Consider the following 25,977-nt stretch of genomic DNA (forward strand, 5'->3'; position numbering starts at 1 on the left):
GATACCCCCGTTTCACACGCGCGCGTTTGCTCGGGAGGGAGGTCGGGCAGACGGTGCGTCATGGCTGAGCTCACGGGTGGGAATCAGGGGACGATCACGACGAGCGTCCCCGCGCGATTGGACCGGCTGCCGTGGTCACGGTGGCACTGGATGATCGTGATCGGACTGGGGACCGTCTGGATCCTCGACGGTCTGGAAGTCACGATCGTCGGCAACATCGCCGGTCGCCTGTCCGAGGACGGCAGCGGCCTCAGCATCACGGACGCCCAGGTCACCGGAGTCGCGGCGGCCCTGTACGTGGCCGGGGCCTGCGCCGGGGCGCTGTTCTTCGGACGCCTCACCGACCTGTTCGGCCGCAAGAAGCTCTTCCTCATCACCCTCGGGGTGTACCTGGCGGCGACCGCGCTCACCGCCGTGTCCTTCTCCCCCTGGTGGTTCTTCGTCTTCCGCTTCCTCACCGGCTTCGGCATCGGCGGGGAGTACGCGGCCATCAACTCCGCGATCGACGAGCTGATCCCCAGCAAGTACCGGGGGCGCGTCGACCTGATCATCAACGGCAGCTTCTGGCTCGGCGCGGTCGCCGGCGCGCTGCTGTCCGTCCTCGCGCTCGACACCGACATCTTCCCGGCCTGGCTCGGCTGGCGGCTGACGTTCGCGCTCGGCGTCGTCCTGGGTCTGGTGATCCTGCTCGTCCGCCGGCACGTGCCCGAAAGCCCGCGGTGGATGTTCATCCACGGCAAGGGCGAGGAGGCGGAGAAGCTCGTCGCCGACGTCGAACGCCAGGTGGAGCGGGAGAAGGGCACCCCGCTCCCGGAACCGGGGGAGGCCATCACCGTCGAGCAGCGCGGCAGCATCGGGTTCGGGGAGATCGCCAGGACCGTCTTCCGGTCCTACCCGCGGCGGGCCGTGCTCGGCCTCTCCCTCTTCGTCGGTCAGGCGTTCCTCTACAACGCGATCACCTTCGGCTTCGGCACCATCCTGGTCCGGTTCTTCGACGTGTCCAGCGGTGTCACCGGCTACTACTTCGCCGTCATCGCCTTCGGCAACTTCCTCGGACCGCTGTTCCTCGGGCGGTTCTTCGACACGATCGGCCGCCGGCCGATGATCGCCGGCACCTACGTCCTGTCCGGCCTGCTGCTCTTCGGTACCGCGTGGCTCTTCGGGGCCGGCATGCTCACCGCCTTCACGATGACCGCCTGCTGGTGCGTGGTGCTCTTCTTCGCCTCCGCCGGGGCCAGTTCGGCGTACCTGACCGTCAGCGAGATCTTCCCCATGGAGACACGGGCGATGGCGATCGCCTTCTTCTACGCGGTGGGCACCGCCGCAGGCGGCATCTCGGGCCCGCTGGTCTTCGCCGACCTCACCTCCAGCGGAGTGGTCGCCGACGCCGTGCTCGCGTTCTGCATCGGGGCCTCGCTGATGGTGGCCGCGGGCCTGGTCGCGGTCTTCTTCGCGGTGGCGGCGGAGGGCAAGTCGCTCGAATCGATCGCCAAGCCCCTGTCCGCCCGCACCGCCGAGGAGCGGGGCGGAGCCGACGGCGCAACGGATGGCGGGCCGCGGTCGACCGACCGCGCGGAGAGCCGCCCGTCCCTCGGATGACGTCCCACCCGGGCAGGAGTTCCCGCCCGGGCGCCCGGCCCGGGCGTGACCCGGACGGCTGTGGACAAGCCCGTCGAACACGACAGGCCGCCGCCGCGCTCGTAGCGTCAACGGCATCAGGGGGCCAGGTGCCCCGAAGGGCGAACTCTCCTGACGGGAGGGCATGCCGATGCCGGAAGACGCTTCCGTGTCCAGCCTGCTGCGCGTCCACCGAGGATCCGCCGAACCGGAGGAACTGGCCGCGATAGCCGTCGTGGTCGCCTGCCTCGCCGGCCGCCTGTCGCGGGCGGCGACCCGCCCCGATGAGTCCGGGCGCCACCGCCCGCATCCGCGCCCCGGAGGCCACGGATGCTGGGCGGGGTGCTGGGCCTGCCGGTGACACCGGCAGGCCGCACGGACCTCGGTCCCGCCCTCGATCCAGTACTCAGTCCCGCCTGAGGACGGTCATCATGGCCGCCAGCAGCGCCTCCTGGGGGTCGGCCACCGCGTCCTCGCATCGCCAGGCCACGAACCCGTCCGGCCGCACGAGAACCGCGCCCCCGGCCCCGATCTCGTGGACCTCCGTCCAGTCGGCGTCACCGGGCTGGACCAGGTCGGCGTCGGACGCGGAGCCGATCGTGTACCCCTCCAGGCGCGCCGACAACTGCTCGGCCACCTGCGCCGCGGCCGTCCGCCAGGGGGTACCCGTCCCGCTGAGCAGCACGAAGGACCGCTCGTACAGGTCGAGCAGCGAGATGCGCTCCCCGGCCCGGGTCACCCACATGTGCGGCGCCCTGGTACCGACGTCACCCTTCAGGCGCAATGCCTCGGGGATGATCGGTCGGCCCGGGTCGTCGCCGACGACCGCGCCCTGCGGGTAGCAGTAGCCCATCGCCGTGGTGAGGACCCCGCTGCCGGGGCCCCCGCCCATGGTCGGCGGCGGGGTGTACCCGGGGTGGCTGTGTTCCGCGGAACGCGCCGAGGCCCGCAGGCTCGTCGCCCGGGCCACCGGCAGCCGCTCGGCCTCGTACGTGTCGAGCAGCTCCTGGCCGGCCGCGCCCTCGAGCACCGCCGCGATCTTCCACGCGAGGTTGTGCGCGTCCTGGATGCCGGTGTTCGAACCGAACGCCCCCGTCGGGGACATCTCGTGGGCCGCGTCGCCGACCAGGAAGGCCCGGCCCGACGAGTACCACTCCGCCACCCGTTCGGCCGCGTGCCAGGGAGCCCGGCCGCCGATCTCCACGTCCAGGTCGGGCACGCCGATGGCCGCGCGGATCTGCCGCGCGCAGCGCTCGTCCGTGAAGTCCTCCAGCGTCTCCCCGTTCTCGGGGTGCCACGGGGCGTGGAAGACCCACTGGGTCTCGTTGTCGACCGGCAGCAGCGCCCCGTCCGCGCCCGGGCGCATCAGGTAGCAGACGATGAACCGGACGTCCCCAAGGACCTCGATGAGCTGCTCGGAACGGAACGTGATGCTCACGTTGTGGAACAGTTCGCCGCTGCCCGTCTGGGGGATCCGCAGCGCCTCCCGGACGGGACTGCGCGGCCCGTCCGCGGCGATGAGGAAGTCGGCGCGCACGGTGAGGTGCTCGCCCGTCTCCCGGTCCTTCACCAGGGCGGTGACGCCTTCCTCGTCCTGGTCGAAACTCATCAGCTCGGTGGAGAACCGCACGTCCGCGCCCTGTGCGCGGCTCTGCTTGGCCAACTCCGGCTCGATGTTGTTCTGGCTGCACAGGCACCAGCCGGTGGGGCTGAAGCGGGCCAGTGCCCCGGACGGGTCAACGCCCTTGATCAGCCAGTTGAACTCGCCCCCCACCAGGGACTGGGCCTGCAGAATTCCGTGGTTCTCCTCCAGCACGGCTGCCGCGTCGCGGATCGCCGGCTCGGCCTGAGCCGTTCGGAAGAGCTCCATCGTGCGTGCGTTGATGCCACGGCCGCGCGGGTGGACGGACGTACCGGCGTGCTTCTCGACCACCATGTGCCTGACGCCGTGACGGCTCAGGAACAGGGAGGTGGACAGGCCCACGAGTGAGCCGCCCACCACAAGGACCGGTACACGGACGTCGACTTTGTCTTCGATCAACTGAGGGCTCCTGTTTCTGTGCGGGGCGGTGCACTTCCTTATGCCCCGATCAGCCGGCGGACCCGGGCGATTCGTCACTTCTCACCCGGACGATCCTGAGATCTGGCGTTCTGCCCCCTGCTGGATGACGATGAGCGACAGCGGATCGACGCATATGCCCCCTCTTGTCCGTCCTGTCGAGGGGGTGACCGGCCCCGGACCGTCCCGGCCGGCGAAGGCGACGCGGTGCTCCGGGACCACACACCCGACGACCACGTCCCACGAACGAGACCCCTCACGAAGGAGTGAGCAGATGACAACCGCCCTGTCCGAGAGGGTGTCCCAATCGGCTTTCGACGGATCCATGCTCCGGGTCGTCCTGCTGATGGACCTGCACGAAGGCGTCCAGCAACAGTTCTTCGACGCCTACGAGCAGCTCCGCCACGACATCGCCTCGGTTCCGGGGCACCTCGGCGACCAGCTGTGCCAGTCGTTCGAGAACCCCTCCCAATGGCTCATCACCAGTGAGTGGGAGAGCGCGCCCCAGTACCTCGCCTGGGTCAACAGCGAGCACCACGCCGAGCAGGTCAAGCCGCTCGGCGCCTGCGCCCGCAGCATGCGACCGCTGAAGTTCACCGTGCTGCGGGAGACCGGCAAGCGCTACGACCGGCCCGAGCTGACCCCCTCCGTGCGGCTCCAGCCCACGCCCCGCCTCGGAGCCGGGATCGTCCGCCACGCCCTGACCTTCACGGTCAAGCCGGGCAGCGAGAAGGCCGTCGCCGACCTGCTGTCCTCCTACGACTCCCCGGCGGCGGAGGTCGACGCGCACACCCGCCTGTGCCGCACCTCCCTCTTCATGCACGGCAACCGGGTGGTCCGGGCCGTAGAGGTAGAGGGCGACCTCACGGCGGCCCTGCGCCACGTGTCCGAGCAGCCGGAGGTCCGCGCCGTCGAGAAGGCCATCAACCCGTACCTCGAACAGGACCGCGACCTGGCCGACCCCGAGTCCGCCCGCCTGTTCTTCATGAAGGCGGCCCTCCCGGCCGTCCACCACGTGGCCGACCGCGGCGCCGACGACACCCCCGTGACCCGGCACGCGCTGTTCTACCCGGCACGCGAAGGCCGCGGCGCGGAACTCGCCGAGTTCCTGTCCCAGCAGGACGAGCGGGCAGCGGCCCGACCCGACGGCCCGGTCCGCAGCAGCAGCATCTTCCAGCGCGACGACATCGTCGTGCGCCTCCTCGACGTGTCCCTCCCGGCGGGCGCCGACCTCGCCGCCGCCTTCGAGATCGAAGGACCGCGCGCCGAGGCGACCCTGGAACGGCTGCTCGCGGCGCCGCCCGGGACCCGCGGCCCGGCAGCGCCCCACCCCATGACCCCGGTCACCGACCGCCGGGCACCCGAACGGTCCTGAAGGACCGCCCGGCACCCGCGGCCCGGCCGGGCCACCGCCACCACCACCCCGCCCCGCGCCCTGTCGAGGCGACCCGCACGCCTGGAGGAAGTCAGTCATGAGCACACATCGCCCACGCATCGTCGACCTCAGCGAGACCCAGCCCAACCGCAGGCGCGGAGGCGACCTGAGAGCGGTGCTCACCCCGACCTCGGTCGGCTCGACCAGCGGGTTCATGGGCCTGGCCGTCATGGCCCCGGGCGAGTCGATCGCCGAGCACTACCACCCGTACTCCGAGGAGTTCGTGTACGTGGTCGCCGGCAACCTGGAGGTCGACCTCGACGGGGAGGCCCACCCGCTGCGCACCGACCAGGGGCTGCTCGTACCGCTGAACGTGCGCCACCGGTTCCGCAACGTCGGCGACACCGAGGCCCGCATGGTCTTCCACCTGGGCCCGCTCGCCCCCCGGCCGGAACTCGGCCACGTCGACACCGAAGAGGCCCCGCACCCGCACGAGTCCGCGTGGGACCAGCGGCCACCCGAGCACTCGGAGGTCGTCGCATGACCCGCCGACGGGTGGCCGTGACCGGGGTCGGCGTCGTCGCCCCCGGTGGCATCGGCACCCGCGCCTTCTGGGACCTGCTCTCCAACGGGCGCACGGCGACGCGGGGCATCACCCTCTTCGACCCGACCGGGTTCCGCTCCCGGATAGCCGCGGAGGTCGACTTCGACCCCGCCGAGCACGGGTTCGCGCCCGGCGAGGCGCAGCGACACGACCGGTACATCCAGTTCGCCCTGGTCGCGGCGCGCGAGGCGGTGGCCGACGCCGGCCTCCGGCTCGACTCCGACGAGGCCTGGCGCACGGGAGTCTCCCTGGGCACCGCCGTCGGCGGAACCACCCGCCTGGAGCACGACTACGTCGCCGTCAGCGACAAGGGCGCCTGGTGGGACGTCGACCACCGGCTCTCCTCGCCCTTCCTGCACCGGGCGTTCACCCCGGCCACGCTGGCTTCCGCCGTCGCGGAACAGACGGGCGCCCGCGGGCCCGTACAGACCGTCTCGACGGGCTGCACCTCGGGCCTCGACGCCATCGGGTACGCCGTCCACGCCATCCAGGAGGGTCGGATGGACGTGTGCATCGCCGGCGCCTCGGACTCTCCCGTCTCCCCGATCACCGTGGCCTGCTTCGACGCCATCAAGGCGACCTCGCCGAACAACGACGACCCCGCCCACGCGTCGAGGCCGTTCGACGCCGACCGGGACGGGTTCGTCCTCGGCGAGGGCGGAGCCGTCCTCGTCCTGGAGGAGCTGGAGCGCGCCCGTGCCCGCGGCGCCACCGTCTACTGCGAGATCGGCGGGTACGCCACCTTCGGCAACGCCCACCACATGACCGGCCTCACCACCGAGGGGCTGGAGATGGCCCGCTCCATAGAGACCGCCCTCGGGCAGGCCCGGGTCAACGCCGCGGAGATCGACTACGTCAACGCGCACGGCTCCGGGACCAAGCAGAACGACCGGCACGAGACCGCCGCCGTCAAGCGGGTGCTCGGCGACCACGCCTACCGGACTCCGATGACCTCCATCAAGTCCATGGTCGGCCACTCGCTCGGTGCCATCGGCGCCATCGAGCTCGCCGCCTGCGTCCTCGCGATGACCCATCACGTGGTGCCGCCGACGGCGAACTACGAGACCCCCGACCCGGAGTGCGACCTGGACTACGTGCCGAAGACGGCCCGCAGCCACACCCTGCGCAGCGTGCTCTCCGTCGGCAGCGGATTCGGCGGATTCCAGTCCGCCGTCGTCATGACCCAGCCGAAGGAGGTGCGCGCGTGAACAGTCGCTCCGAGGGAGCCTCGGTGATCACCGGCATCGGGGTGGTCGCGCCCAACGGGATCGGGATCGAAGCCTTCTGGAAGGCGACCCAGGCCGGCGACAGCGTCCTGGACCGCGTCAGCCGACAGGGCTGCGAACACCTCCCGCTGCGCATCGCGGGAGAGGTGCGCGGCTTCGACCCCGGCACCCTGGTCGAGGACCGCTTCCTCGTACAGACCGACCGGTTCAGCCACTACGCGCTCGGCGCCGCCGACCTCGCCCTGGAGGACGCCCGGCTCGCCCAGGCCGACTACGCCGACGACGCCTTCTCGGTCGGGGTCGTCACGGCGGCCGGGTCGGGCGGCGGCGAGTTCGGGCAGCGCGAACTGCAACGGCTGTGGGGGCAGGGCCCCCGCTACGTCGGCCCCTACCAGTCGATCGCCTGGTTCTACGCCGCCAGCACCGGACAGATCTCCATCCGACGCGGGCTCAAGGGCCCCTGCGGGGTGGTCTGCGGGGACGAGGCCGGCGGGCTGGACGCCTTCGCCCACGCCGCCCGGGCCATCCGGCAGGGCAGCCGGGCGATGCTCGTCGGCGCGACGGAGGCACCACTCGCCCCCTACTCGGTCGTCTGCCAGCTGGGCTACGAGGGCCTGAGCACCGACGACGACCCCGAACGGGCGTACCGCCCCTTCACCGCGAAGGCATCGGGCTTCGTACCCGCCGAAGGCGGCGCGATGTTCGTGGTCGAGGACGCCGCGTCCGCCCGGCGGCGCGGCGCGACCGTCCGCGCCGTCGTGGCCGGCCACTGCGCGACCTTCACCGGCCCGCACCGCTGGGAGGAGTCGGGCGAGGGCCTGTCCCGCGCCGTCCGCGGCGCCCTGCGCGAGGCGGACTGCGCCCCCGAGGAGATCGACGTGGTCTTCGCCGACGCCCTCGGGATCCCCGCGGCCGACACCGCCGAGGCGTGGGCCATCACCGACGTCCTGGGGAGCCGCGCGAGCCGGGTGCCGGTCACGGCGCCCAAGACAGGTACCGGGCGGGCGTACTGCGCCGCCGGCACCCTCGACGTGGCCGCGGCCGTGATGGCACTGGAACACGGCGTCGTACCCCCGACGCCGAACGTCTTCGAGGTCTGCCACGACCTCGATGTGGTCACCGGAGGAGCGCGCACGGCACGGTTGCGGACCGCGCTCGTGCTCAGCCGGGGCCAGATGGGCTCGAACTCGGCCCTCGTCCTGCGCAGAGGACCGGAATCCGCCGTGTAGGGCGCGCCACGCCGGCGCCGCCGGCCCACCCGCCCTCGTAGGAAGAGAGAAGGCACCATGTCCGACCGCCTCACGATGGAAGAGCTGGCCTCGCTGATGAAGAACGCCGGCATCACCGTCGACCCCGCCGAGCTGACGAGTCGCCCGGAATCCCGGTTCGACGAGTACGGCCTCGACTCCCTGGGCCTGCTCGGCATCGTCGGTGAGCTGGAGAACCGGCGCGGCCGGGCACTGCCCACCGACGCCGACCGCTGCGCGAGCCCGCGCGAGTTCCTCGACCTCGTCAACAACAGCCTCATGACAGGAGCCTGACATGCCCGGCCACACCGACAACGAGATCACCGTGAACGCACCCGTCGACGTGGTGTGGGAGGTGACCAACGACCTCCAGAACTGGCCGCAGCTCTTCAGCGAGTACGCCTCGATCGAGATCCTCGACCGCGTCGGGGACACCACGAAGTTCCGGCTGACCATGCACCCCGACGACAACGGCGTGGTGTGGAGCTGGGTGTCGGAGCGGACCGTCGACCGCGACGGCCTCACGGTCAAGGCGCGGCGGGTGGAGACCGGCCCGTTCGCCCACATGGACATCCACTGGGAGTACCACCCGGTCTCCGGCGGATCCACCCGGATGCGCTGGGTCCAGGACTTCGCGATGAAGCCCGACGCTCCGGTCGACGACGCCTGGATGACCGACAACATCAACCGCAACTCGCGCACGCAGATGGCCCTCATCCGGGACAAGATCGAACAGCTGGAGCGGGAGAGCCGCGAGCCCGTGACCAGTCAGCGCTGATGGAAGAAAGGCACAGCACAATGCACCAGGCTCTCATCGTGGCCCGCATGGCCCCCGGTTCCGCACCCGACATCGCCGGCCTGTTCGCCGCGTCGGACGCGGGCGAACTGCCCCACCTGGTCGGGGTCAAGAGCCGCAGTCTCTTCCAGTTCGGGGACGTGTACCTCCACCTGATCGAGTCCGACAAGCCGCCGGCCCCGGCGATCGCCCAGGTGACCGACCATCCGGAGTTCCGGGACCTCAGCGACCGGCTCTCGGTGTTCATCAGTCCCCACGACCCGCAGACCTGGCGCAGTCCCAAGGACGCCATGGCCCAGCAGTTCTACCGCTGGGAGCGCGCGGGCGGCCGGTAGCGCCGCCCGGCGTCCACGCCACGGACACCACGCCACACCGCGACGGCTCTGCCCCGTTCCCCGGGGGCAGAGCCGTCGGTGCGCACGGCCGGCCGATCAGCCGCGGGCCGCCCGACCGGCCGCCGCCACGACGTGCTCGCGCGAGGCCCGCGCCTCCTCCCTTGTCGGTGAACCGGTCACGTCCGCCGGCCCGTTGGTCCGCGCGCCCTGGAGGGTCGCGAAGTCCAGCACGTCGAGGGTGCCGATCCGGGACGGCTCCCGGCCCGTGCCGTACGCCGCGTTGACGGCGCGCATGCGTTGGCTCGCGTGCAGGGTCCGCATCTGCGTGAACATGTCGCCGGCCGGCGCCACCTCCACGTCGATGCTCAGCCCCGGCCGGACACCGGTTCCGAGCGCCTCGTCGACCGCGGGAACGGCGCTCTCCAGGCCGATCTGCGCGTCCGAGGGGCGGGCCCGGCGGGTCGAGCCGGCCTTCGCTCATCGTGTGACCGCCCCCGTCCTCGAACCAGGCCGCGTTGTTCCCGGGGGCGCCATGCCCGGGTTCCGCGCCACAGGGGAACCATTGGTCCCTATGGTGCGTGTCTGGAGGAAAACACCCTGACACCACGGGAAGGGCGACCCTTGAACTCCACGACATCGACCGGATCGGGCTCGCGTCGACGCGCGATCCTCGCGCTCGGGGCGGGGGCGGCAATGACCGCGGCCCTCCCGATGGGCGGGACCGCGTACGCCTCCGGCAGGCAGGACGACCTCGTAACACGCCGGTGCCGGGAACTGGAGCGACGGCACTCGGCCCGCCTCGGCGTGTTCGCCTTCGACACGGCCACCGGCCGGACCGTGAGCCACCGGGCGGACGAACTCTTCCCGATGTGCTCGCTGTTCAAGACGCTCGCCGCGGGGGCCGTCCTGCGCGACCTCGATCGCCGCGGCGAGTTCCTCGCCAAGCGCGTCCACTACACCGCCAAGGACGTGGAGGCGGCCGGCCACACACCGATCACCTCCAAGGCCGAGAACCTCGCCCAGGGCATGACCGTCGAGGAACTGTGCTCGGCCATGGTCTCCTTCAGCGACAACGCCGCCGCCAACCTCCTGCTGCGTGAACTCGGTGGCCCGACCGCCATCACCGGGTTCTGCCGCTCGCTGGGGGACGGGACGACCCGGCTCGACCGCTGGGAACCCGAACTCAACTCGGCCGAACCCGAGCGCGTCACCGATACCACAAGCCCCCGGGCCATCGGGCGGACCTACGCACGCCTCACCCTCGGCGGCGCGCTCACACCCCCCGACCGGGAACGGCTGACCGGCTGGATGCTGGCCAACACCACCAGCGGCAATCGGTTCCGTGCCGGCCTTCCCCGGGAGTGGACGCTCGCGGACAAGACGGGAGGCGGCCGGTACGCCACCAACAACGACGCGGGCATCGCCTGGCCGCCCGGACGTCCCCCGATCGTCCTGGCCGTGCTGACGACCAAACGCGATCCCGACGCCCCGGCCGACGATCCGCTGGTCGCCGACGCCGCCGCGCTGGTGGCGAGCGTACTCGGCCCCCGGAGGTAGACCCGGCCGGTCGCCCTTCCCGCCGCCCCGCCGCCCGGCCGCTCAGGCGCGGGCGGCGCGATCGGCCAGCAGTTCGCGGGCGGCGCGCGTCCCGGAGGCCATGGCGCCCTGTACGGAACCCGTCGCGCGGTGGTCGCCGCACACGTACACGCCGTCCTCGACCCTCGTGGTCCGGCTGAGGGGCCAGGGCGGGAGCATCGCGGGCAGCGCGCCGGGCACCGTCACGGCGGCCACGGCCTGCCATCGGGTCGCGTCCGTGCCGTACACCTCCGACAGGACGGAGGCCAACGCCGTACGTCCGGCGGGGGTGTCGTCGCCGAGGACGGAGGTGGACACGAGGGCGCGTCCGTCGAGGGAGTAGCCGGGGGCCACCTCCGTGAGCACGCACGTGTTGAGGAACCGCCGCCGGCTGTCGACCAGCAGGGTCGGTTCGCGCAGCGGAGGGACGGGCGTCGCGTGGTAGTAGGTGGTGACCGTGCGCGTCGGGCCGGGCTCGCCCAGCGCCGGCACGAGCGCGGACGCGCACGCGGTGTCGGTGGCGACCACGACGCCGGTGGCCTCGTGGGCGCTGCCGTCCGCGAGCACCACTTCGGCGCCGGACACGGACGAGACGCGCGCCCCGAGCCGTAGGGAGCCCTCGGGCAGGGCGCCCGCCAACTGCTCGGGCACCGCCCCGATCCCGTTCGAGGGCAGGGTGAGGGTTCCCCGGATCATGCTGCGCCAGGTCAGGTGGAACATCCGGCTCGACGTCTCCAGCTCGTCCTCCAGGAAGACGCCCGCCAGGAACGGCCGCATGAAGGCGTCGACGAGCGCGTCGTCCACCCCCCAACGCGCCAGTTCCCGCCGGGTCGTGCGTTCCGGAAGCCGCCGCAGCGCCCGGACCGGCGCCAGGGCGTCCACCGCCGTGAGCGCGCCGAGCCCGGCCAGCCCGCGGACCGGGGTACGCCGACCGGTCAGCAGCGCGGCCGCGTCGCCCGGCCGCCTGCTCGGGTCCCCGAACCGGACCCGACCACCGTCCGGCATATGGGCCAGGACTCCCGGCGTGAAGGGGCGCAACCTCAGCCCGCGCAGGTTCACACGACGCTTGACCTGCGGGTAGGCGGTATTGAACACCTGGAACCCGCGATCCAGCACGAACCCGTCCCGAAGATCGCTGCGCATCCTTCCGCCGACCCCGTCGGACGCCTCCAGCACCCGCACGCGTACCCCCGCCCGTGCCAGGTCGAGTGCGCAGGTGAGACCGGCGAGCCCGGCCCCCACGACGATCACGCTGCCCTGCCGGTCACGACTGTTCACGGGTACCTCCTGGTGGCGGCTACACCCTGTCCTTCGCCGGCCGGGACCGAATCGGATGCGGTGGGTCATCGCTCCGGGGATCGACACGGCCGTGGCCGACGCCCGGGCCTTCCTCGCACCGCGCCCGGTGCGGGCCGAGGCGCGGTGCCCGGTACGGCGCGGGGCACCGCCGAGGGTCGGATGACCGGACACCACCACCTGGTGGGGCCGGCCGTCACGGAGGAGGATGGCGTCATGAACCCGCTCGCGCCGTCGCGTCGCGGTCCACGGGAGCGGCTGGGCGCCGGACTGTTCGCCCGCGTCGCCGGACCCGAGGGCCGGGCCAACCGCGCCCGCATCCACGGAACCCCGGGGCCCCGCTGGTTCGGGCCCGAGCGTCCGATCCGCACCGTGCACGGGGACGCCTCGATGTTCGTCGGCGGCCTCGGCGCTCTCCTGTTCCAGTCGCTGCACCCGCGGGCGATGGCCGCCGTCGCGGCGCACTCCGGATTCCGCGGCGACCCGTGGGGGCGGCTCCAACGCACCAGCACCTTCCTCGCGGTGACCACGTACGGCACCGCCGAGGACGCGCGGCGAGCGGTCGACCGGGTACGGGCCGTACACGAGGAGGTCCGCGGCCGGACATCCGACGGCCAGGCCTACCACGCGGCCGACCCGCACCTGCTGGGCTGGGTCCACGCGGCGGAGGTCGACAGCTTCCTCCGCGCCCACCAGCGCTTCGGCGCGCATCCCCTCGACGCCGCCGGCTGCGACGCGTACCTCGCGGACACCGCCCGGGTGGCCCGCGCGCTCGGCGTGGCGGACCCGCCCCGGAACCGGGCGGAGCTGGCCCGAACGCTCGCGGAGTACCGGCCGGAACTCCGTGCCACCCCCCAGGCCCGGGAGGCGGCGCGCTTCATCCTGCGCCACCCGCCGCTGCCCAGGGCGGCCCGGGGCCCCTACGCCGTGCTCGCCGCGAACGCGGTGGCCCTGCTGCCGCCGTGGGCCCCGGACATGCTGGGGCTCTCCCGGACGCCGGCCGGCTTGGGCGGCGGCCTCGTACGGCTCTCCGGACACGCCCTGACCCGCACCATCAGGTGGGCGATGGTCCCACCGCCGCCCGGACCGCCGGGTACGCCGACGGCTGACTGACACGGCTGGTTGACACGGCCGGCGGACACGCCCAGGGCCCGCACACCCACGCCCCCGAGACGCAGGAGTACCGATGGCCGGATGGATCGTCGCCCCCGACGCCGGGCGCGTCGAAGAGGTGAGCTGCGGACACCTCGACCAGGCGCCCCATGAGGAGCCGGCCGCGGCCGGCCGAGGCTGCGAGGAGTGCCTGGCGACTGGTGGCACATGGGTCCACCTGCGGAAGTGCCTGATCTGCGGCCACATCGGCTGCTGCGACAGCTCCCCGGGTCGGCACGCCTGGGGACACGCGGACACCACCGACCACGCGCTGGCACGCTCGTTCGAAAAGGGTGAGGCCTGGGCCTGGTGCTACCAGGACTCGCTGTTCCTGCTGCCCGCGCCGGTCTGAGCGTCAAGGCGCCCCCGCGCCGCAGGCTCCCCGGTCACGCCGGCCTCCCGGCTCAGGTGAGGGGGCGCAACCGCGACGGGGCGAGGGACACCGCCGACGCACGCGGCACGGCCGGCCCCAGCGAGGGCTGCGTCGCGGCGGCCAGGGCGCTGCCGGCCTGCCACGCCGACCAGTCGAGGTTCCAGTCGCCGAAGCCGTTGTCGAACGGTGTCATCCGCTCGCCACCGCTGTTCACCACCTCCACGATGTCCCCCTCCCGCACCAGGTCGAAGAACCAGGCGGCGTCGGCGGTGCTCATCCCCGTGCAGCCGTGGCTGACGTTCTCCTCGCCCTGCGCCTCGACCGACCAGGGGGCGGCGTGCACGTACTCGCCGCTCCAGGTCACCCGGGTCGCGTAGAGCACCGGCAGGTCGTAGAACTCGGTCGTGCCGCGCTTGATGCCCACGGTGTCCCCACGCATCCGCACTTTCGCCTCCTTGCCCAGCACCACCTTGACGCCACTGCGGGTCAGGAACCCGGCCTTCCCGGTGGTGACCGGGATCGTGCGCAGGACCCGGCCGTTGCGACGGACCGTCATCCGGTGGGCGGCGGAGTCGGTCACCGCCTCGACGCGTTCGCCGATGGTGAGGTGCGAGGGCTCCGAGGGACCGCCGTGCAAGTCCCCGATCTCGACCCCGTCGAGACCGCTGTGCACGCGCACCTCGGTGTGGGCGGGCCAGTACGCGCGCGGCCGGTAGTGCAGGGTCGAGTCGTCGACCCAGTACCAGCCGCCCTCGACGACCGGCTCCGATGTCACCTGGAGCGCCGCTTCGAGACGGGCCCTGGCCGACCGGTCCGTGGCCGGGACGGGGTGGCTCAGTGAGGCCGTCACGATCTGGCCCGCCCCGTACGTCCCCGATCGCGGGCCGAACTCGACCGTCAGCCTGTCGCGTTCCCGCGGCGGCGCGGTGCGGAAGGCCATGGTGACCCCGACCGGGGTGCCGGCGGCGTCCTGCGCGGCCACGCGCACGGTGTAGTGCTCGCCGGCCCGCAGCGGCTCGGTGTTGGTCCAGCGGTGGTCCACGGAGCCGAGCGCGCCACCGACATGACGGCCGTGCCCGTCCCGGACGGTCACGTGCGTCAACCGGCCCGGTTCGGCGAGGGAGATCTCCAGCGGGCCGCCCGCGTCCGTGGGCAGCGCGACCGCCCTCGCCTCGACGCCGGAACCCGAGCCCGTCGCGTCGCGGACGACCGACCCGGCCCCGTGTGCCGTGGCCAGGACCCGCTGCCGCTGCAACTCGCCGCACAGGCCCGCCCGGAACGCCTCGCCCCCACAGCGTTCGCCACCGTCCTCCTCGTCCTCGTCCTCGCTCGCGCCGGTGTCGAGGATCCGGCCGACCAGCAGCGCCACGGAGGCGTCCGGCCCGTCGGCGCCGTGACGCGTGGCAAAGGGCGCGGGGGCCGCGGCGGCCACGAGCGCGGTCCCGACCACCGCGCCGCCGACCAGGCTCCACACCTTGTTCCGGCGCCGCCCTTGCGCACGGTGTGTCGATGACGTCGTCATGCAGCCCTCCCAGTTCGCCCACGGCCGGATGGCAGCATCAGAACGATTTCAAGGCAGGATGATGATCATGACTCGGGCGTATGGGGCCGAACGGTGGAACAAGTGAACCCGTACGGAGCAGGCCGACTGGCGCCCGTCGGCCCTTGCCCGTACGGGGAAGCCACGCCCATGACCGGTCGTAAACGGAAGGTCGGGTGAGCGTGTGCCGCTGGAGGATGACGCCGACACCTGGCCGGAAATCACCCCCCGGACCCGGGGCCGTGGCCTTCTCCGTGGCTGACTCCCGCCAAGATCTTTCGTAGGCTCAGAGCCGTTGCCGCTCACCGAGGTTGACCCCCTCGAACGGCACCTGCGTCTGCGCCTGCGCATGCCCGCATGCCGCTCACCCGCATTCCCATCACGATCGAGTCGAGGAACCCGTGCGCCTGCACCTTGAACGACGCCTGACCATCGGTGCCGCCCTGCTTGCCGTCGTGGCAGGCCTGGCTCCGGCGGCCACCGCCCACGCGGCCCCGACGGCGCCGTCCGCCCCGACGGCGACGCGCCCCGCCGCCCAGCCGCCGGCGCCCGACCTGGCCGGCCTGGAGCAGGTCCTGCGCAACACCCTGGCGGCCGGAGCACCCGGCGCGACGGCCCGGTTCACCGGGCCCGCCGGCGTGGTGACCCGGGTGGCGGGCGTCCAGGACCGCACCACCGGCGCGGCGATGGACCCCGCTGCCCGCTTCCGAATCGGCAGCGTCACGAAGACGTTCTCCACCGTCGTGCTCCTCCAACTGGTGAACGAGGGGCGGATCGGCCTGGACGACCCGGTCAACCGTCACCTGCCGGGGCTGCTCCCGGACGACCGGATCACGGTGCGTCATCTCCTCACGCACCGGAGCGGATTGTCGGACTACACGAACGTCATGTTCGCGAACACCGTGCCGGGCTTCGAGTCCGTCCGGAACAAGGTGTTCGGGTACAAGGAGCTGGTCAACCTCTCCCTCGCCGAGCCCAGGACGACCGAGCCGGGCGTCTCGTACAAGTACTCCAACACGAACTTCGTCGTGGTCGGGATGCTCATCGAGAAGGCCACCGGACAGCCGGTGGCCAAGGAGTACGAGCGCCGCATCATCAAGCCGCTGAAGCTGCGCAACACCTCCTACGTCCACCCCGCCACGGTGATCAAGGGCGCCCACGCCCACGGATACCTCCACCCGGACCAGGAGGGGGCCCCGCTGGTCGACTCCACCGAGCAGACGGTGTCCTGGGCGCAGACCGCCGGCGCGATGATCTCGAACCAGGCCGACCTGAGCACCTTCATGTCCGCCCTGCTGCGGGGCAGGCTGGTACCGGCACCGCTGCTGGACACCATGATCACCATGACGCCGACCGACACCACCAACACCCGCTTCTACGGGCTGGGTCTGCGCCGCTACGACCTCTCCTGCGGGGCGCAGGTGTACGGCCACACCGGCACCGTCCAGGGCTTCTACACCTACGCCTTCACCACCCGCGACGGCAGCCGCAGCCTCTCCGCCATGGCGAACACCTCGAACAGGGGCGCCGCCAACACCGCGCTGGGCGGCACCCTCGAAGCCGCGTTCTGCGGAAAGCCCGCCACCGCACCGGCCGCCAAGGCGCGCGGCCTCGCGATGACCCCGGCCGAGGCGGACCTGCCCGAGCGTCGCTGACACCGGCCGGGTGCGGCACCGCGGGCGTGTTCCTTCCCCGCGGTGCCGCACCGACGTCACCGCCAGGACCCGAAGGGGACGGCCCTACGTGTCGGCGACGACCGCGTGCGGGTCCAGATCGCGCAGGATCAGCGCGTGCGCCACCCGGCCGGTGCGCTGACCCCGACGGGCGCTGTAGGTGTGCAAGGCCTGGCGCGCCTCGTGCGGGGCGAGGGAACCGGCGGTGGCGAGCATCACGGCCGCGGTGTCGACGGCGGCCTTCGTGGCGAGGGCGGCCTGCGTGTTGGTGACGACGTCGGCCGGGCGTGGCGGATTCGCCCGCCACGTGGCGACCGCGTTGATCGTGACGTCGGCCATGGCCTGGAGCACCGTGACGTCCGCCTCGGTCAGCGGCGTGGTGTCCCGGGTGAGCAGGTGCAACGCGCCGACCTTCTGTGCCCGGACGCGCAACGGCAGTCCGTGGGCTCCCCGATAGCCGGCCGCCCGGGCCAGCCGTGCGACATCGGGCCAGGCCTCGGTGTCGGCGTCGAGATCGGGCGAGTGAACGGGCGCTCCCAGACGGAAGCTGTCGGCGCAGGGGCCCTGGGCCGGATGGAAGTGGAAGAGCTCGGTCGCCTCGGCCCCGTCGTCGGTGACGGCCGCCGCGCGCAACCGCCCGCGCACGTTGGCGAGTATCACGGCCGCGGCGTCGACCGGGGTCAGCGCCACGCAGTTCCGGACGAGCCGGTCCAGCAGGGTCAGCGGGTCGACGTCGTCGGCGAGGGTGTCACCAAGGCTGACGAAGGCCTCGGCGAGCTGCTGGTCGCGGGTCATGCCGATGTCACCGTTCCCTCGTACGGCCCGTCGCCGGGCCTGGTCATGCGCCTGATGCGTCCCGCCATGGCCTCGCGGGCCCGGGCGATCATCCTTGCGTACGATCACGCCACAGGCCGGGTGCCACTCGCGGGCCGGTGCGGCGGGGTGTGCGCGTCGCCGCGCCGGCCCCTCGTCGGCGGAAGGACCGGACGGCCCCGGACCCGTGCCCCGGACCCGTGCCCATGCCGGAGCTTCTTGTGCCCGCCGCCCGCCGGATCCCCGGATGACCGCTTCCTTCGACCGGTCGGCCGCGTACCGTGGCGAGGAGACCGCTGGAGGAACCGTGAGCGCACAGCCCGAGTACGTGTCCGTCCCACCACCCCCACCGGCCGCGGCGGCCCAACTCCTCGCGCGGATCCGCGCCGACCGCCGGGCGGACCGGTGGGAGCCGGCCTTCGAACGGGACTGGGCCAAGGCGCTGGAGGACTCCCGCCACAGCTACACGCTCACCCCGCTGCACGACGTCGTCCGCGCCTGGCGGAGCCGGCTCGACTCGGCCCCGGCCGTGGACGCCTTCGTCGCCTCCGGGATGGACGACTCCGACCACGTGGCCCTCGAAGACGTCATCGGAGCCCGACCGTGATCGGTGCGCCATGGCCCGCCCGGCTCTCCCCGCAGGCCGCGCAGGTGCTGGCCGGGCTGCCCGCCCACGCCCGCGAGATGGCGCGCGACGTGCTGGACATCGCCGCCCGCACCCCCTGGGGTTGGCCGCAGTGGGACGCGGGCGACCCCGCGGGGGAAGACGTACGGTCGGCTTCCATCGGTCGTTTGAGCGTCATCTACCGGATCAACCGGGAGGCCGGGCGACTGTCGGTCCTGGACCTCGTCTGGTTCGGGTAGACCGTCACCGTCCGACGCGTGCCCGTCGTGGGGAGGAGCCGCGAACGAGCCCCTCCCCACGACGTCGGTCAGACGACCTCGTTGAGCTTGCCGGTCGCGACGTCGAAGACGAACCCGCGGATGTGCTCCTTGTGCACGACGAACGGGTCGGCCTTGATCCGGCCCACCGACTGCCGTACGTCCACGTCGAGATCGGTGAACGCCTCACTGGCCCATGCCGGCTTGATGCCCGTCTCCTCCAGGATGCCGTGCTTGAAGCCGTCGTCGTCGAACGTCAGCATTCCGCAGTCGGTGTGGTGGATGAGGATGATCTCCCTTGTTCCCAGCAGCCGTTGGCTGATCGCCAGCGACCGGAGTTCGTCCTCGGTGACCACTCCGCCCGCGTTGCGGATGACGTGCGCCTCCCCCTCGTTCAGTCCGAGGACGCCGTAGACGTCGATACGGGCGTCCATGCAGGCGACCACGGCCACCTGCTTGGACGGGGGCAGCGGCAGCGGGCCGGTGAAGTTCTCCGCGTAGACGGCGTTGTTGGCGAGCAGTTGATCGGTGACGGACATGTTCGGATCCTTGTCGTGCCGATGGGGGACCCACCCGGGCCACCGCGTGAACCGGGCGGGTTCGGACGCGGAACGGCCACGCACACGGACCGGAACACGTGCGCGTGACCTACCGACAAGCCTCGTCGAACAAGCGGACACGTCGAGTCGGCCAGAAGGCCTCGATCGACGGAGTGCTCGTGTCCATGGAGACAGTCAACTCACCGGACCGGCCTCCGCGCAAGGCAACAGCCGTTCGAAGACGGCGAACGGGCGGTCACCGCCGGCGCCCGGTGCGTCACCCCGTGGCGCGGCCGGCGCGTTGCTCCGTGCGGGGGAGGGGGTGTCACGGGGTGGGTGGCCGTTCGTTGCCCATGCATGACAGATCTCATGGTGAAGATTCCGGCCGACTGGCTGGCCCGGGTGTTCCTTTCGCTGCGTCGCGGCTCCTCACCGGACGCGCAGACCCTGGCTTCCGAGCTGGCGCCGTTCACGGAGAGGCCCGGCCAGCGGATCCCGATCCCGCGGGCGACCGTCCTGCGGACCGAGCAGGCGTTGAGAGGGGAACTGGAACGCGCCGCGACGGACGAGCGGCGGGCGCGGCTCGCGGAGGAGGCCGACTACCTGATCGGCGTCCGGGGCGGCGGCCGGATCCCCTAGCGGACCCGGACTCGGACCCGGACCCGGACCCGGACCCGGATCCCGGCTCGACGGGCCCGCCCGCCCCCGAGGCTGCGCGGGGCGGGCGGACCGGCTCGGAGGGTCAGGTCAGGGCGGGTCGGTGCTGCCTCCGCGGCCCGGCCGTGCGGGCGAGGTGGGGTGCGGGGGCGCTGCGACGTCGAGGCCGCCGTCGGCCCGGCTCCCGTCGCAGCAGGAGGACGGCGAGGAGCATCGGGATGACGGTCAGGAGTATGAACGTCACCGCGGTGCCGCTTCCCCCGAGGGGCCCGGCCGGTCCCGCGGGCCGGGTGGCGCCGGGCTCTCGGTGCCGTCCCCCGGATGGGGCCGGAGGCCGCCGTACGGGGACGGGGCGGACGCCGCCGCCGCGGCCAGGAGGCGTTGTACGGCCCTGGACTGGTTCACCATCCTCAGGCGCCGTCCGTGCCTGCACCAGTCGTCGAGGACCCGCAGGAGTCCGGAGTCGGCGAAGGTGACGAGCGAGGTGTCCAGGACGAGCCCGGTGTAGCCGTGGGTGGCGGCGAGGGCGAGCGTCACGCGCAGGGGGCGGGCGGTGTGGTGATCGATCTCGCCCGCCGGGGCGATGGTCAGGACGTTGCCCCGGGAATGGACCGTTATGGCGCAGGGCGTGCTGTCGGCGCCCGTGTCGTGGGGGGTCGTGTGGGTCAGTATCGGGCTGCTCGTTGCTGTACTCACGAACCGGACAACGGTCCGGCCCCCCGAGGAGGCAACGCGACCGGGGGTTCCTTCACCCCTCGTCGGGGTCAAGATCCCCGGTGTGGGGGAAAGCGATCGCCCGTTCGGGGCAGACCCGCAGCCGGCCGGTCGGATGGGCGGCCGGACGGTCGACGGTCGGATGGGCGGATGGGCGGATGGTCATCCGGCCCGTACTGCGCCTGACCGGCGCCGCGGCCGATGCCGTGGGCCGATGCCGCGGGCCGTTGTCGCGCTCCCGGGGAGCGGAAGTGCTCAGACGCGGATGAGTACCCGCGCTCACGACGCGGACCCCGTCGGGCCCGAGCATGGAGGCACCGCAAGAAGCCCTCGTGAAAGGCCCAGCGTGCTCAGTCGCATCGCCTCCGCCGTCGTACCCGTACTCGGACGTCTGACCGTCACGGCCGACGTCGCGTCGCTGCCCGCCGGCGGCGCGGTGATCGTCGCCAACCACACGAGCCTGGCCGACCCCGCCGTCGTCATGGCGGCCCTTCGCCGCCTGGGCACCGAACCTGTCGTGCTCGCCACGGCCGGCCTGTGGCGGATTCCGCTGCTCGGTTGGTCGCTGACGCGCGAGGGACACTTACCCGTGCGCCGGGGCACCGCGCGGGCCTCGGAGGCGCTGGAAACCGCGGTCGAGGCGCTGCGGGCCGGCCGGCACGTCCTCGTCTACGGGGAAGGCCGCCTGCCGGTGCGCCCGGACTCGGGCGAAGCGCCGCCGGAGGACTTCCGCAGCGGCCCGGCCCGCCTGGCCGGGGCCGCCGGGGTGCCGCTCGTACCGCTCGGCCAGGCCGGTGCCCGGCGGATCACCTCGGGCAGCACCGGCAAACAGCTGGCCGGCCTGCTGACCGCGCCGGTCCGTCGCCCCCGCCTGCACGTCCACGTCGGCACCCCCCGCAGCCTGCCCGCCGACACCCGCGAGGCCACCGCCCACGCCCGACACGCCGTCACCGCCGCCTGGGAAGTGGCGACCCGCGCCCTCCGCGAGGTCTGACCGCGGTCGGCGGGGCCCCTCGGCCGGAGCCCCCTCCGGCGACGGGGCGACGCGCGCGGGCCGGGCCGGCTTCGGGCGGTCCGTCAGTTCGTCCCGAGGCGGGAGAGCTGTTCGCCGATGGTGTCGGCCGGGGGGAAGGTGGCGCCGACGGCGGTGACGTGCTTCCAGTGCAGGACGCCGTCGGGGGCGATGATGAAGACGGCTCGGCGCAGCCCGATGAGGGGTGCGGTGATTCCGAAGGCGCGGGCGACGGCGCGGTCGGTGTCGGCGAGGAGCGGCAGGCGCAGCCCGCGGGAGCGGGCGAAGTCCTCGTGGCTGTCGACGCTTTGGGGGCTGATGCCCCAGACCTTCGCCCCACCGGCTCCCAGGGATTCCAGTCCGTCGGAGTAGGAGCACAACTGGGTCGTGCACACCGGGGTGTTGTCGCCGGGGTAGAACGCCAGGACGACCGGGCTCCCGCGGTGGCCGTGCAGGGTGTAGTCGGTGCGGACGAAGCCGTCCCCGGTCAGTTCACCGCCCGGCAGCCGGAAGTCGTCCACCACTTGGCCCACGGCTGGGGATCGGCCCACGATCGCTGTCCTCTCGGTTGCTGAAGGCGTGACGGATGTCGGGGTGCGAGGGACGGCGCCCGACATCCGACCCGCGGCCTGCTGCCCGCAGGCCGCCGCCGGGTCCGCATCGTACGCGGCGTCCTGCTCCAAGGTCTCGGTGACCCGGTACCGGCGTGCGCACCGGAGCGGCTCCCCTCCGGTGGGGCGGCCCGTACGGTCAGCCGCCCGGGAGCACCCGCACGACGGCGCCCGGCACCTTGGCCCACCAGTGGTCGTACCGGCGGTAGACGTGCGGTTCCCGGTCCCGCAGGAAGGACGTCAAAGCCTGTGCCTCGACGCGGAGTTGCTCCCAGACCTCGTCCGACAGCGGATGGAAGGCCGACACCTCGATTCCGCCCTCGGCCGGTCGCCACACCCCGGCCACGTACCCGTCCACCAGCACGGTCGCCAGCACGTCGCCGTTCCTGCGGATGACGAGGGCGCGGTACTCGGGCGGTATCACCCGGCCCCGGTCGGAGTAGGCGAGCAGCACGCTGTCCCACATGGCCATCAGCCGGGGCGGCGCCGGCGCGTCGCCGTCCGGGCGTGGCGCGTGCGGCACGTCGAACAACTCCTCGCCGCCGGGCCCCTCGTGGCGTACCAGGACATCGCCGAGCGCGCGCAGCGCCGCGCGTACCCGCGTCCGCGGGACCAGGGAGAACTGCGCCACGTCCGCGACCGACGCCGGTCCGAAACCCTCCAGGTAGCGCGTGACGAGCGTGCGCAGGGAGAGGTCGGACACCTGGGGGTCGGTCGTCACCGGCCGGACACGGGGAGCGATGTAGGAGGGCCGGTGACCGAACGACCACGGGGGAGCGGTGGGCGCGTGCAGCAACGGAGCGAACTGGCGCAGGCCCCACCACGCCCCGGGCCGCGCCGGCGCGCCGAGCCGCTGCTCCAGCCACGCCTCGTAGTCCGCGTTGGTGCGCGGCCGGTCGGCGAACGCCAGGATCTCCGGGACCAGGACCTCGGCGTCCTCGGCGGTCAACCCGGACGCCGTGAAACGGTCGTTGAGACGGGCGGCGCGCAGCGACGGGTGGACGGCCTCGCGGAAGGCCCGGTGGTCGTCGGCGTGCACGGCGTGCAGGGTGATCCGCATCAGGGTGGACTTGACGACCGACTGTCCGGCGAACGCGGTGTCCAAGTCGGCGGGTTCGAAGTCGCTCACCCGGTTCCACAGGGCGAGGTACGGGGAGGCCGCCTGCTGGGCCTGGAGCGCGACCACGCGCCGTACCGCCTCGGCGGCGCCGATCCTCTCCCGGGACGACAGCAACTGACGTGCGAGCGTGGAGCGGTTGAGTTCCCGCGCGGTGAACCTCATGGCGTGGTCGTCTCGTCCTCGTGTCGTGACGGGGGCGCCGGCGCCGCGGCGGGGCCCCGTCGGGCCGGCTGCCATTGTCACGGACCCCACTGACAGCCGAAGGCCGGCGAACCGCCGTCGGCGGGCCTGGCTACTTCCCCGCGCAGCGGTCGCCGCCCGCGGAACCCGCCCCGTCGCCGCCCGCGGAGTTCACCCGGATCGATTCCGGGGACAGCGAGAAGTTCAGCTCCAGTCCCGAGGCGGTCGGCCGGGCGGCGGTGAGCCGTGCTCCGGCCGGCAGGTCGTCGATGTCGATGGTCCGAGGGGCGAGCCGTTCGGCGATGCGGTCCACGAGACCCCCCGCGACGGGCAGTGAACCCAGGGTGTCCACGGGCAGGTCGCGCCCCAGGACGGTGACCGTCGTCGGAGTCAGGGTCAGGCCGGTCGCCGTGGTGGCGAGCCGCGTGTGGACGGTGACCGGGAGGCCGAGGTCTCCCACGCTGCCGGTGAGGGTGAGCCCGTGCGCGTCGCCGCCCACCTTCATGCCCGCCTCGGTCGACGCGAGCCGCTTCTGGAGGGCTCCGTACGAGACGCTCGCCGTGGCGCGGCCGCCGCCGACGGCTCCGTCGGTCGTGACGTCGTAGAGGTCGGCCTCGACGTCCATCTCGGTGTCGGCGCGGTGTACGCCGCGCGCCGATATGTGGACCGCCCCCACGTCGCCGGTCAAGGAGCGCAGGCCCGCGAACGAGTCGGTGAGCTCCGCGTTGACGGCCCCGTCGGCCTGGAGCCGGCATGCGGCCTTCTCCTCGATGCGCTGCTGCGCGGAGTGCTCCACCACGGCGTTGGCCGTCCCGGTGGCGGCGGCGAGCACCACGGTGAGTCCGGCGGTGACGAGGACTGAGGTGCGGCGGGGCTTCATGAAGCGGCGGTTCCGATCTGTTTCAGCATCCCGAAGGCCTGGAGCAGGAGGTGGGAGGGAGGGGTCGGGGCGACGGCGTCGCTCTGGCGTCGCCTGCGCTGGGTGCGCAGGACGGCGCGCACGGTGGACATGGCCGCGCCGGCGATCACGGCGGCGCGCAGGTCGGCGTCCGGCGTCCCGTCGGGGATCCGCCGGAGCACGAGGAGGGTGAGCCGGTCCTCGAACTCGGTGAACGCCTGCACCAGCCGGGCGGCCACCAGGACCTCGGCGCCCTCGATGGAGTGGGTCAGGGCGGTGAGGCTGGAGGCCGCGAAGGGCGCCACGGCCGAGAGGAGCGCGTTGAACACCGCGTCCAGCGGTTCCTCGTCCGCGGGGCGGATGGCCAGCTCCGACTCGACGTGGCGGAACAGGTCGGCGCTGTCGGGCAGGAGCAGGGCCTCCTTGCTGTCGAAGTACCGGAAGAAGGTCCGCTCGGAGACGTTCGCGTGCGCGGCGATGTCCGCGACGGTGGTCCCCGCGAAGCCGTGGGCGGCGAACAGCGCGGCCGCGCCCTCGCGCAACAGTCGGCGGGTCTGTTCCTTCTTGCGCTCGCGCAGTCCGGACTCGTCGGGGTCTGGAGGCATGTACGAAGCCTAGCAATGACGACACCCCTGTCAATTGTCACCTCTGCCACTTTGTGCGAGGTCGGTTCGTGTCAGTCCTGCCACTTTCCATCTGGAGTCGATGTGCAGTTCCCCCCGGCGCCCCCGGCGTCCCCGGCCGCGCGCCCGCTCCCCGGGGCGCTCGGCGCCGTCTGCGCCCGGCACCCGCTGTGGGTGATCGCGGCCTGGCTCGTCCTGTTGCTCGGCGCCGTACTCGGACGCCACGCCGTCGGCCCCGCCTACAGGGGCGAGACCAGCCTGCCGAGCACACGGTCGCGCACGGGCGCCGACCCCCTGGCCGTCCACGCGCCGGGGGTCGGGAACCCCAGTGGCCGCGTGGTGTTCCACGTGGATTCGGGCACCGTGGCCGGTCACCGTCGGGGCCTCGACGAGAGCCTTGCCGCCCTCGCGGAGCTGCCCCACGTCACCGCCACGTCCAAGCCGGTGACCAGCGCCGACGGCCGTACCGCCTGCACGACCGTCTCATTCGACCGGCAGGTCAAGACGCTCGGGCACGCGTACAGGGGCTCTCTCGGCGAGGCCACCGCCCCGGCCCGCGCGGCCGGCGTGCGGGTCGCGTACGGCGGGGACCTCGACGAGGTCGTCAGGGAACCAGCCAACGACAAGGCGAGCGAGACCGTCGGTGTCACGGCGGCCCTGGTGATCCTCGTGCTCGCCTTCGGCAGCGTCGCCGCCGCCCTGCTGCCCCTGGTCACCGCGCAGATCAGTATCGCGGTGGGCCTCGGCGTGGTGGGCATCGTGGCCGGCGTCGTCACCCTCGCGACCGCCGCCCCCGCGCCGGCCACCATGATCGGCCTCGGCGTGGGCATCGACTACGCCCTCTTCCTGACGACCCGGTTCCGCCAAGACCTCATGGACGGCCACGATCCCGTCGACGCCGCCGCCCGCACCAGCGCCACCAGCGGCCGCGCCGTCGTCGTCGCCGTCACGGTCGCCCTCGCGATGCTGAGCCTGTACGCCGGCGGCATCGGCTTTCGGACGTCACGCGGGGCCGGCGCCCGCACCGGCTACCGCGCCGTCCTCGGCTGAGGTCCGGTGA

General features: G+C 72.8%; 28 protein-coding genes and 1 pseudogene. 18 read left to right on the forward strand and 11 right to left on the reverse strand.

The genetic code is table 11. The features are described 5' to 3' along the window. Window positions 1–60: 60 nt before the first annotated feature. Both ACIRO3_RS25675 and ACIRO3_RS25680 read left to right on the forward strand, forming a co-directional pair. Complete coding sequence (locus ACIRO3_RS25675) at window positions 61–1,599, forward strand: MFS transporter (protein ID WP_361771796.1); 1,539 nt, start codon at window positions 61–63, stop codon at window positions 1,597–1,599. 169 nt (window positions 1,600–1,768) lie between these two features. Further along, entirely contained in the window at window positions 1,769–1,978 is a 210-nt protein-coding gene (locus tag ACIRO3_RS25680) for an acyl-CoA carboxylase subunit epsilon (protein ID WP_404140722.1), read from the forward strand. 45 nt (window positions 1,979–2,023) lie between these two features. Here the strand turns inward: ACIRO3_RS25680 and ACIRO3_RS25685 are convergent, their stop codons facing one another. After that, on the reverse strand, window positions 2,024–3,655 hold the full coding sequence (locus ACIRO3_RS25685) for an FAD-dependent oxidoreductase (protein WP_404140804.1): 1,632 nt from the start codon (window positions 3,653–3,655) through the stop codon (window positions 2,024–2,026). 295 nt (window positions 3,656–3,950) lie between these two features. On the opposite strand from ACIRO3_RS25685, the gene ACIRO3_RS25690 reads away from it, so the two are divergent. From ACIRO3_RS25690 to ACIRO3_RS25720, 7 genes are all read left to right on the forward strand, one after another. After that, window positions 3,951–5,051, forward strand: coding sequence for a SchA/CurD-like domain-containing protein (locus ACIRO3_RS25690; RefSeq protein ID WP_404140724.1), 1,101 nt, complete (start codon window positions 3,951–3,953; stop codon window positions 5,049–5,051). Window positions 5,052–5,148: 97 nt separating this feature from the next. Next, window positions 5,149–5,595 carry a cupin domain-containing protein gene (locus ACIRO3_RS25695; protein WP_361771793.1) on the forward strand — a complete coding sequence of 149 codons (447 nt, stop codon included), beginning with the start codon at window positions 5,149–5,151 and terminating at the stop codon, window positions 5,593–5,595. Then, entirely contained in the window at window positions 5,592–6,863 is a 1,272-nt protein-coding gene (locus ACIRO3_RS25700) for a beta-ketoacyl-[acyl-carrier-protein] synthase family protein (RefSeq protein ID WP_361771792.1), read from the forward strand. The genes ACIRO3_RS25695 and ACIRO3_RS25700 overlap by 4 nt, the downstream gene beginning before the upstream one ends. Beyond that, window positions 6,860–8,110: a ketosynthase chain-length factor gene (locus ACIRO3_RS25705; protein WP_404140726.1), complete on the forward strand. Its 1,251-nt coding sequence runs from the start codon at window positions 6,860–6,862 to the stop codon at window positions 8,108–8,110. Before ACIRO3_RS25700 ends, ACIRO3_RS25705 begins: the two co-directional genes overlap by 4 nt. Before the next feature lie 57 nt (window positions 8,111–8,167). Further along, window positions 8,168–8,422, forward strand: coding sequence for an acyl carrier protein (locus tag ACIRO3_RS25710; protein ID WP_361771790.1), 255 nt, complete (start codon window positions 8,168–8,170; stop codon window positions 8,420–8,422). A 1-nt stretch (window position 8,423) separates the two neighbouring features. Then, entirely contained in the window at window positions 8,424–8,906 is a 483-nt protein-coding gene (locus ACIRO3_RS25715; protein WP_361771789.1) for an SRPBCC family protein, read from the forward strand. Window positions 8,907–8,926: 20 nt separating this feature from the next. Next, window positions 8,927–9,259, forward strand: a complete 333-nt coding sequence (locus ACIRO3_RS25720; protein ID WP_361771788.1) for a TcmI family type II polyketide cyclase — start codon at window positions 8,927–8,929, stop codon at window positions 9,257–9,259. Between the two features lie 162 nt (window positions 9,260–9,421). Here ACIRO3_RS25720 and ACIRO3_RS25725 read toward each other — a convergent pair. Beyond that, window positions 9,422–9,706, reverse strand: a pseudogene (locus ACIRO3_RS25725) (amidohydrolase); the annotation flags it as partial. A 174-nt stretch (window positions 9,707–9,880) separates the two neighbouring features. Between ACIRO3_RS25725 and bla the strand changes: the two are divergent. After that, window positions 9,881–10,816: a class A beta-lactamase gene (bla, locus tag ACIRO3_RS25730; protein WP_404140729.1), complete on the forward strand. Its 936-nt coding sequence runs from the start codon at window positions 9,881–9,883 to the stop codon at window positions 10,814–10,816. Window positions 10,817–10,858: 42 nt separating this feature from the next. Here the strand turns inward: bla and ACIRO3_RS25735 are convergent, their stop codons facing one another. Then, on the reverse strand, window positions 10,859–12,112 hold the full coding sequence (locus tag ACIRO3_RS25735) for an NAD(P)/FAD-dependent oxidoreductase (RefSeq protein ID WP_404140731.1): 1,254 nt from the start codon (window positions 12,110–12,112) through the stop codon (window positions 10,859–10,861). A 234-nt stretch (window positions 12,113–12,346) separates the two neighbouring features. Between ACIRO3_RS25735 and ACIRO3_RS25740 the strand changes: the two genes are divergently transcribed. Next, window positions 12,347–13,243 carry an oxygenase MpaB family protein gene (locus ACIRO3_RS25740; RefSeq protein WP_404140733.1) on the forward strand — a complete coding sequence of 299 codons (897 nt, stop codon included), beginning with the start codon at window positions 12,347–12,349 and terminating at the stop codon, window positions 13,241–13,243. Between the two features lie 73 nt (window positions 13,244–13,316). Next, complete coding sequence (locus tag ACIRO3_RS25745; protein WP_404140735.1) at window positions 13,317–13,634, forward strand: UBP-type zinc finger domain-containing protein; 318 nt, start codon at window positions 13,317–13,319, stop codon at window positions 13,632–13,634. Window positions 13,635–13,686: 52 nt separating this feature from the next. On the opposite strand, the gene ACIRO3_RS25750 is transcribed toward ACIRO3_RS25745, so the two are convergent. Then, entirely contained in the window at window positions 13,687–15,177 is a 1,491-nt protein-coding gene (locus ACIRO3_RS25750; protein WP_404140737.1) for an Ig-like domain-containing protein, read from the reverse strand. 419 nt (window positions 15,178–15,596) lie between these two features. On the opposite strand from ACIRO3_RS25750, the gene ACIRO3_RS25755 reads away from it, so the two are divergent. Then, complete coding sequence (locus tag ACIRO3_RS25755; RefSeq protein ID WP_404140739.1) at window positions 15,597–16,850, forward strand: serine hydrolase domain-containing protein; 1,254 nt, start codon at window positions 15,597–15,599, stop codon at window positions 16,848–16,850. Window positions 16,851–16,934: 84 nt separating this feature from the next. Here the strand turns inward: ACIRO3_RS25755 and ACIRO3_RS25760 are convergent, their stop codons facing one another. Further along, entirely contained in the window at window positions 16,935–17,663 is a 729-nt protein-coding gene (locus ACIRO3_RS25760) for a GAF domain-containing protein (protein ID WP_404140741.1), read from the reverse strand. Window positions 17,664–17,988: 325 nt separating this feature from the next. On the opposite strand from ACIRO3_RS25760, the gene ACIRO3_RS25765 reads away from it, so the two are divergent. Next, window positions 17,989–18,288: a DUF6247 family protein gene (locus ACIRO3_RS25765; protein ID WP_361771780.1), complete on the forward strand. Its 300-nt coding sequence runs from the start codon at window positions 17,989–17,991 to the stop codon at window positions 18,286–18,288. Next, window positions 18,285–18,545 carry a hypothetical protein gene (locus ACIRO3_RS25770; RefSeq protein ID WP_365998665.1) on the forward strand — a complete coding sequence of 87 codons (261 nt, stop codon included), beginning with the start codon at window positions 18,285–18,287 and terminating at the stop codon, window positions 18,543–18,545. The genes ACIRO3_RS25765 and ACIRO3_RS25770 overlap by 4 nt, the downstream gene beginning before the upstream one ends. A 68-nt stretch (window positions 18,546–18,613) precedes the next feature. Here ACIRO3_RS25770 and ACIRO3_RS25775 read toward each other — a convergent pair whose 3' ends face one another. Next, on the reverse strand, window positions 18,614–19,102 hold the full coding sequence (locus ACIRO3_RS25775) for a carbonic anhydrase (protein WP_361771778.1): 489 nt from the start codon (window positions 19,100–19,102) through the stop codon (window positions 18,614–18,616). A 369-nt stretch (window positions 19,103–19,471) separates the two neighbouring features. Between ACIRO3_RS25775 and ACIRO3_RS25780 the strand changes: the two genes are divergently transcribed. Then, the gene (locus tag ACIRO3_RS25780) at window positions 19,472–19,741 is read left to right on the forward strand and encodes a hypothetical protein (protein WP_404140744.1); all 270 of its coding nucleotides are present in this window, start codon (window positions 19,472–19,474) and stop codon (window positions 19,739–19,741) included. 258 nt (window positions 19,742–19,999) lie between these two features. On the opposite strand, the gene ACIRO3_RS25785 is transcribed toward ACIRO3_RS25780, so the two are convergent. Then, window positions 20,000–20,455 (reverse strand): STAS domain-containing protein, encoded by a 456-nt coding sequence (locus tag ACIRO3_RS25785; RefSeq protein WP_404140746.1) that lies wholly within the window; start codon window positions 20,453–20,455, stop codon window positions 20,000–20,002. A gap of 364 nt (window positions 20,456–20,819) precedes the next feature. Between ACIRO3_RS25785 and ACIRO3_RS25790 the strand changes: the two genes are divergently transcribed. Continuing rightward, window positions 20,820–21,467 carry a lysophospholipid acyltransferase family protein gene (locus tag ACIRO3_RS25790; RefSeq protein ID WP_404140748.1) on the forward strand — a complete coding sequence of 216 codons (648 nt, stop codon included), beginning with the start codon at window positions 20,820–20,822 and terminating at the stop codon, window positions 21,465–21,467. Between the two features lie 83 nt (window positions 21,468–21,550). Here ACIRO3_RS25790 and ACIRO3_RS25795 read toward each other — a convergent pair whose 3' ends face one another. From ACIRO3_RS25795 to ACIRO3_RS25810, 4 genes are all read right to left on the reverse strand, one after another. Beyond that, complete coding sequence (locus ACIRO3_RS25795; RefSeq protein ID WP_404140750.1) at window positions 21,551–22,036, reverse strand: peroxiredoxin; 486 nt, start codon at window positions 22,034–22,036, stop codon at window positions 21,551–21,553. A 199-nt stretch (window positions 22,037–22,235) separates the two neighbouring features. After that, on the reverse strand, window positions 22,236–23,378 hold the full coding sequence (locus ACIRO3_RS25800; RefSeq protein WP_404140752.1) for a winged helix DNA-binding domain-containing protein: 1,143 nt from the start codon (window positions 23,376–23,378) through the stop codon (window positions 22,236–22,238). 130 nt (window positions 23,379–23,508) lie between these two features. Beyond that, the gene (locus ACIRO3_RS25805; protein ID WP_404140754.1) at window positions 23,509–24,276 is read right to left on the reverse strand and encodes an LmeA family phospholipid-binding protein; all 768 of its coding nucleotides are present in this window, start codon (window positions 24,274–24,276) and stop codon (window positions 23,509–23,511) included. After that, window positions 24,273–24,899 carry a TetR/AcrR family transcriptional regulator gene (locus ACIRO3_RS25810; protein ID WP_404140756.1) on the reverse strand — a complete coding sequence of 209 codons (627 nt, stop codon included), beginning with the start codon at window positions 24,897–24,899 and terminating at the stop codon, window positions 24,273–24,275. The genes ACIRO3_RS25805 and ACIRO3_RS25810 overlap by 4 nt, the downstream gene beginning before the upstream one ends. 102 nt (window positions 24,900–25,001) lie before the next feature. Between ACIRO3_RS25810 and ACIRO3_RS25815 the strand changes: the two genes are divergently transcribed. After that, window positions 25,002–25,967: an MMPL family transporter gene (locus ACIRO3_RS25815; protein WP_404140758.1), complete on the forward strand. Its 966-nt coding sequence runs from the start codon at window positions 25,002–25,004 to the stop codon at window positions 25,965–25,967. The last annotated feature ends 10 nt before the right edge of the window (window positions 25,968–25,977 follow it).

Source organism: Streptomyces sp. NPDC102278 (assembly GCF_044766345.1).
Classification (GTDB): Bacteria; Actinomycetota; Actinomycetes; order Streptomycetales; family Streptomycetaceae; genus Streptomyces.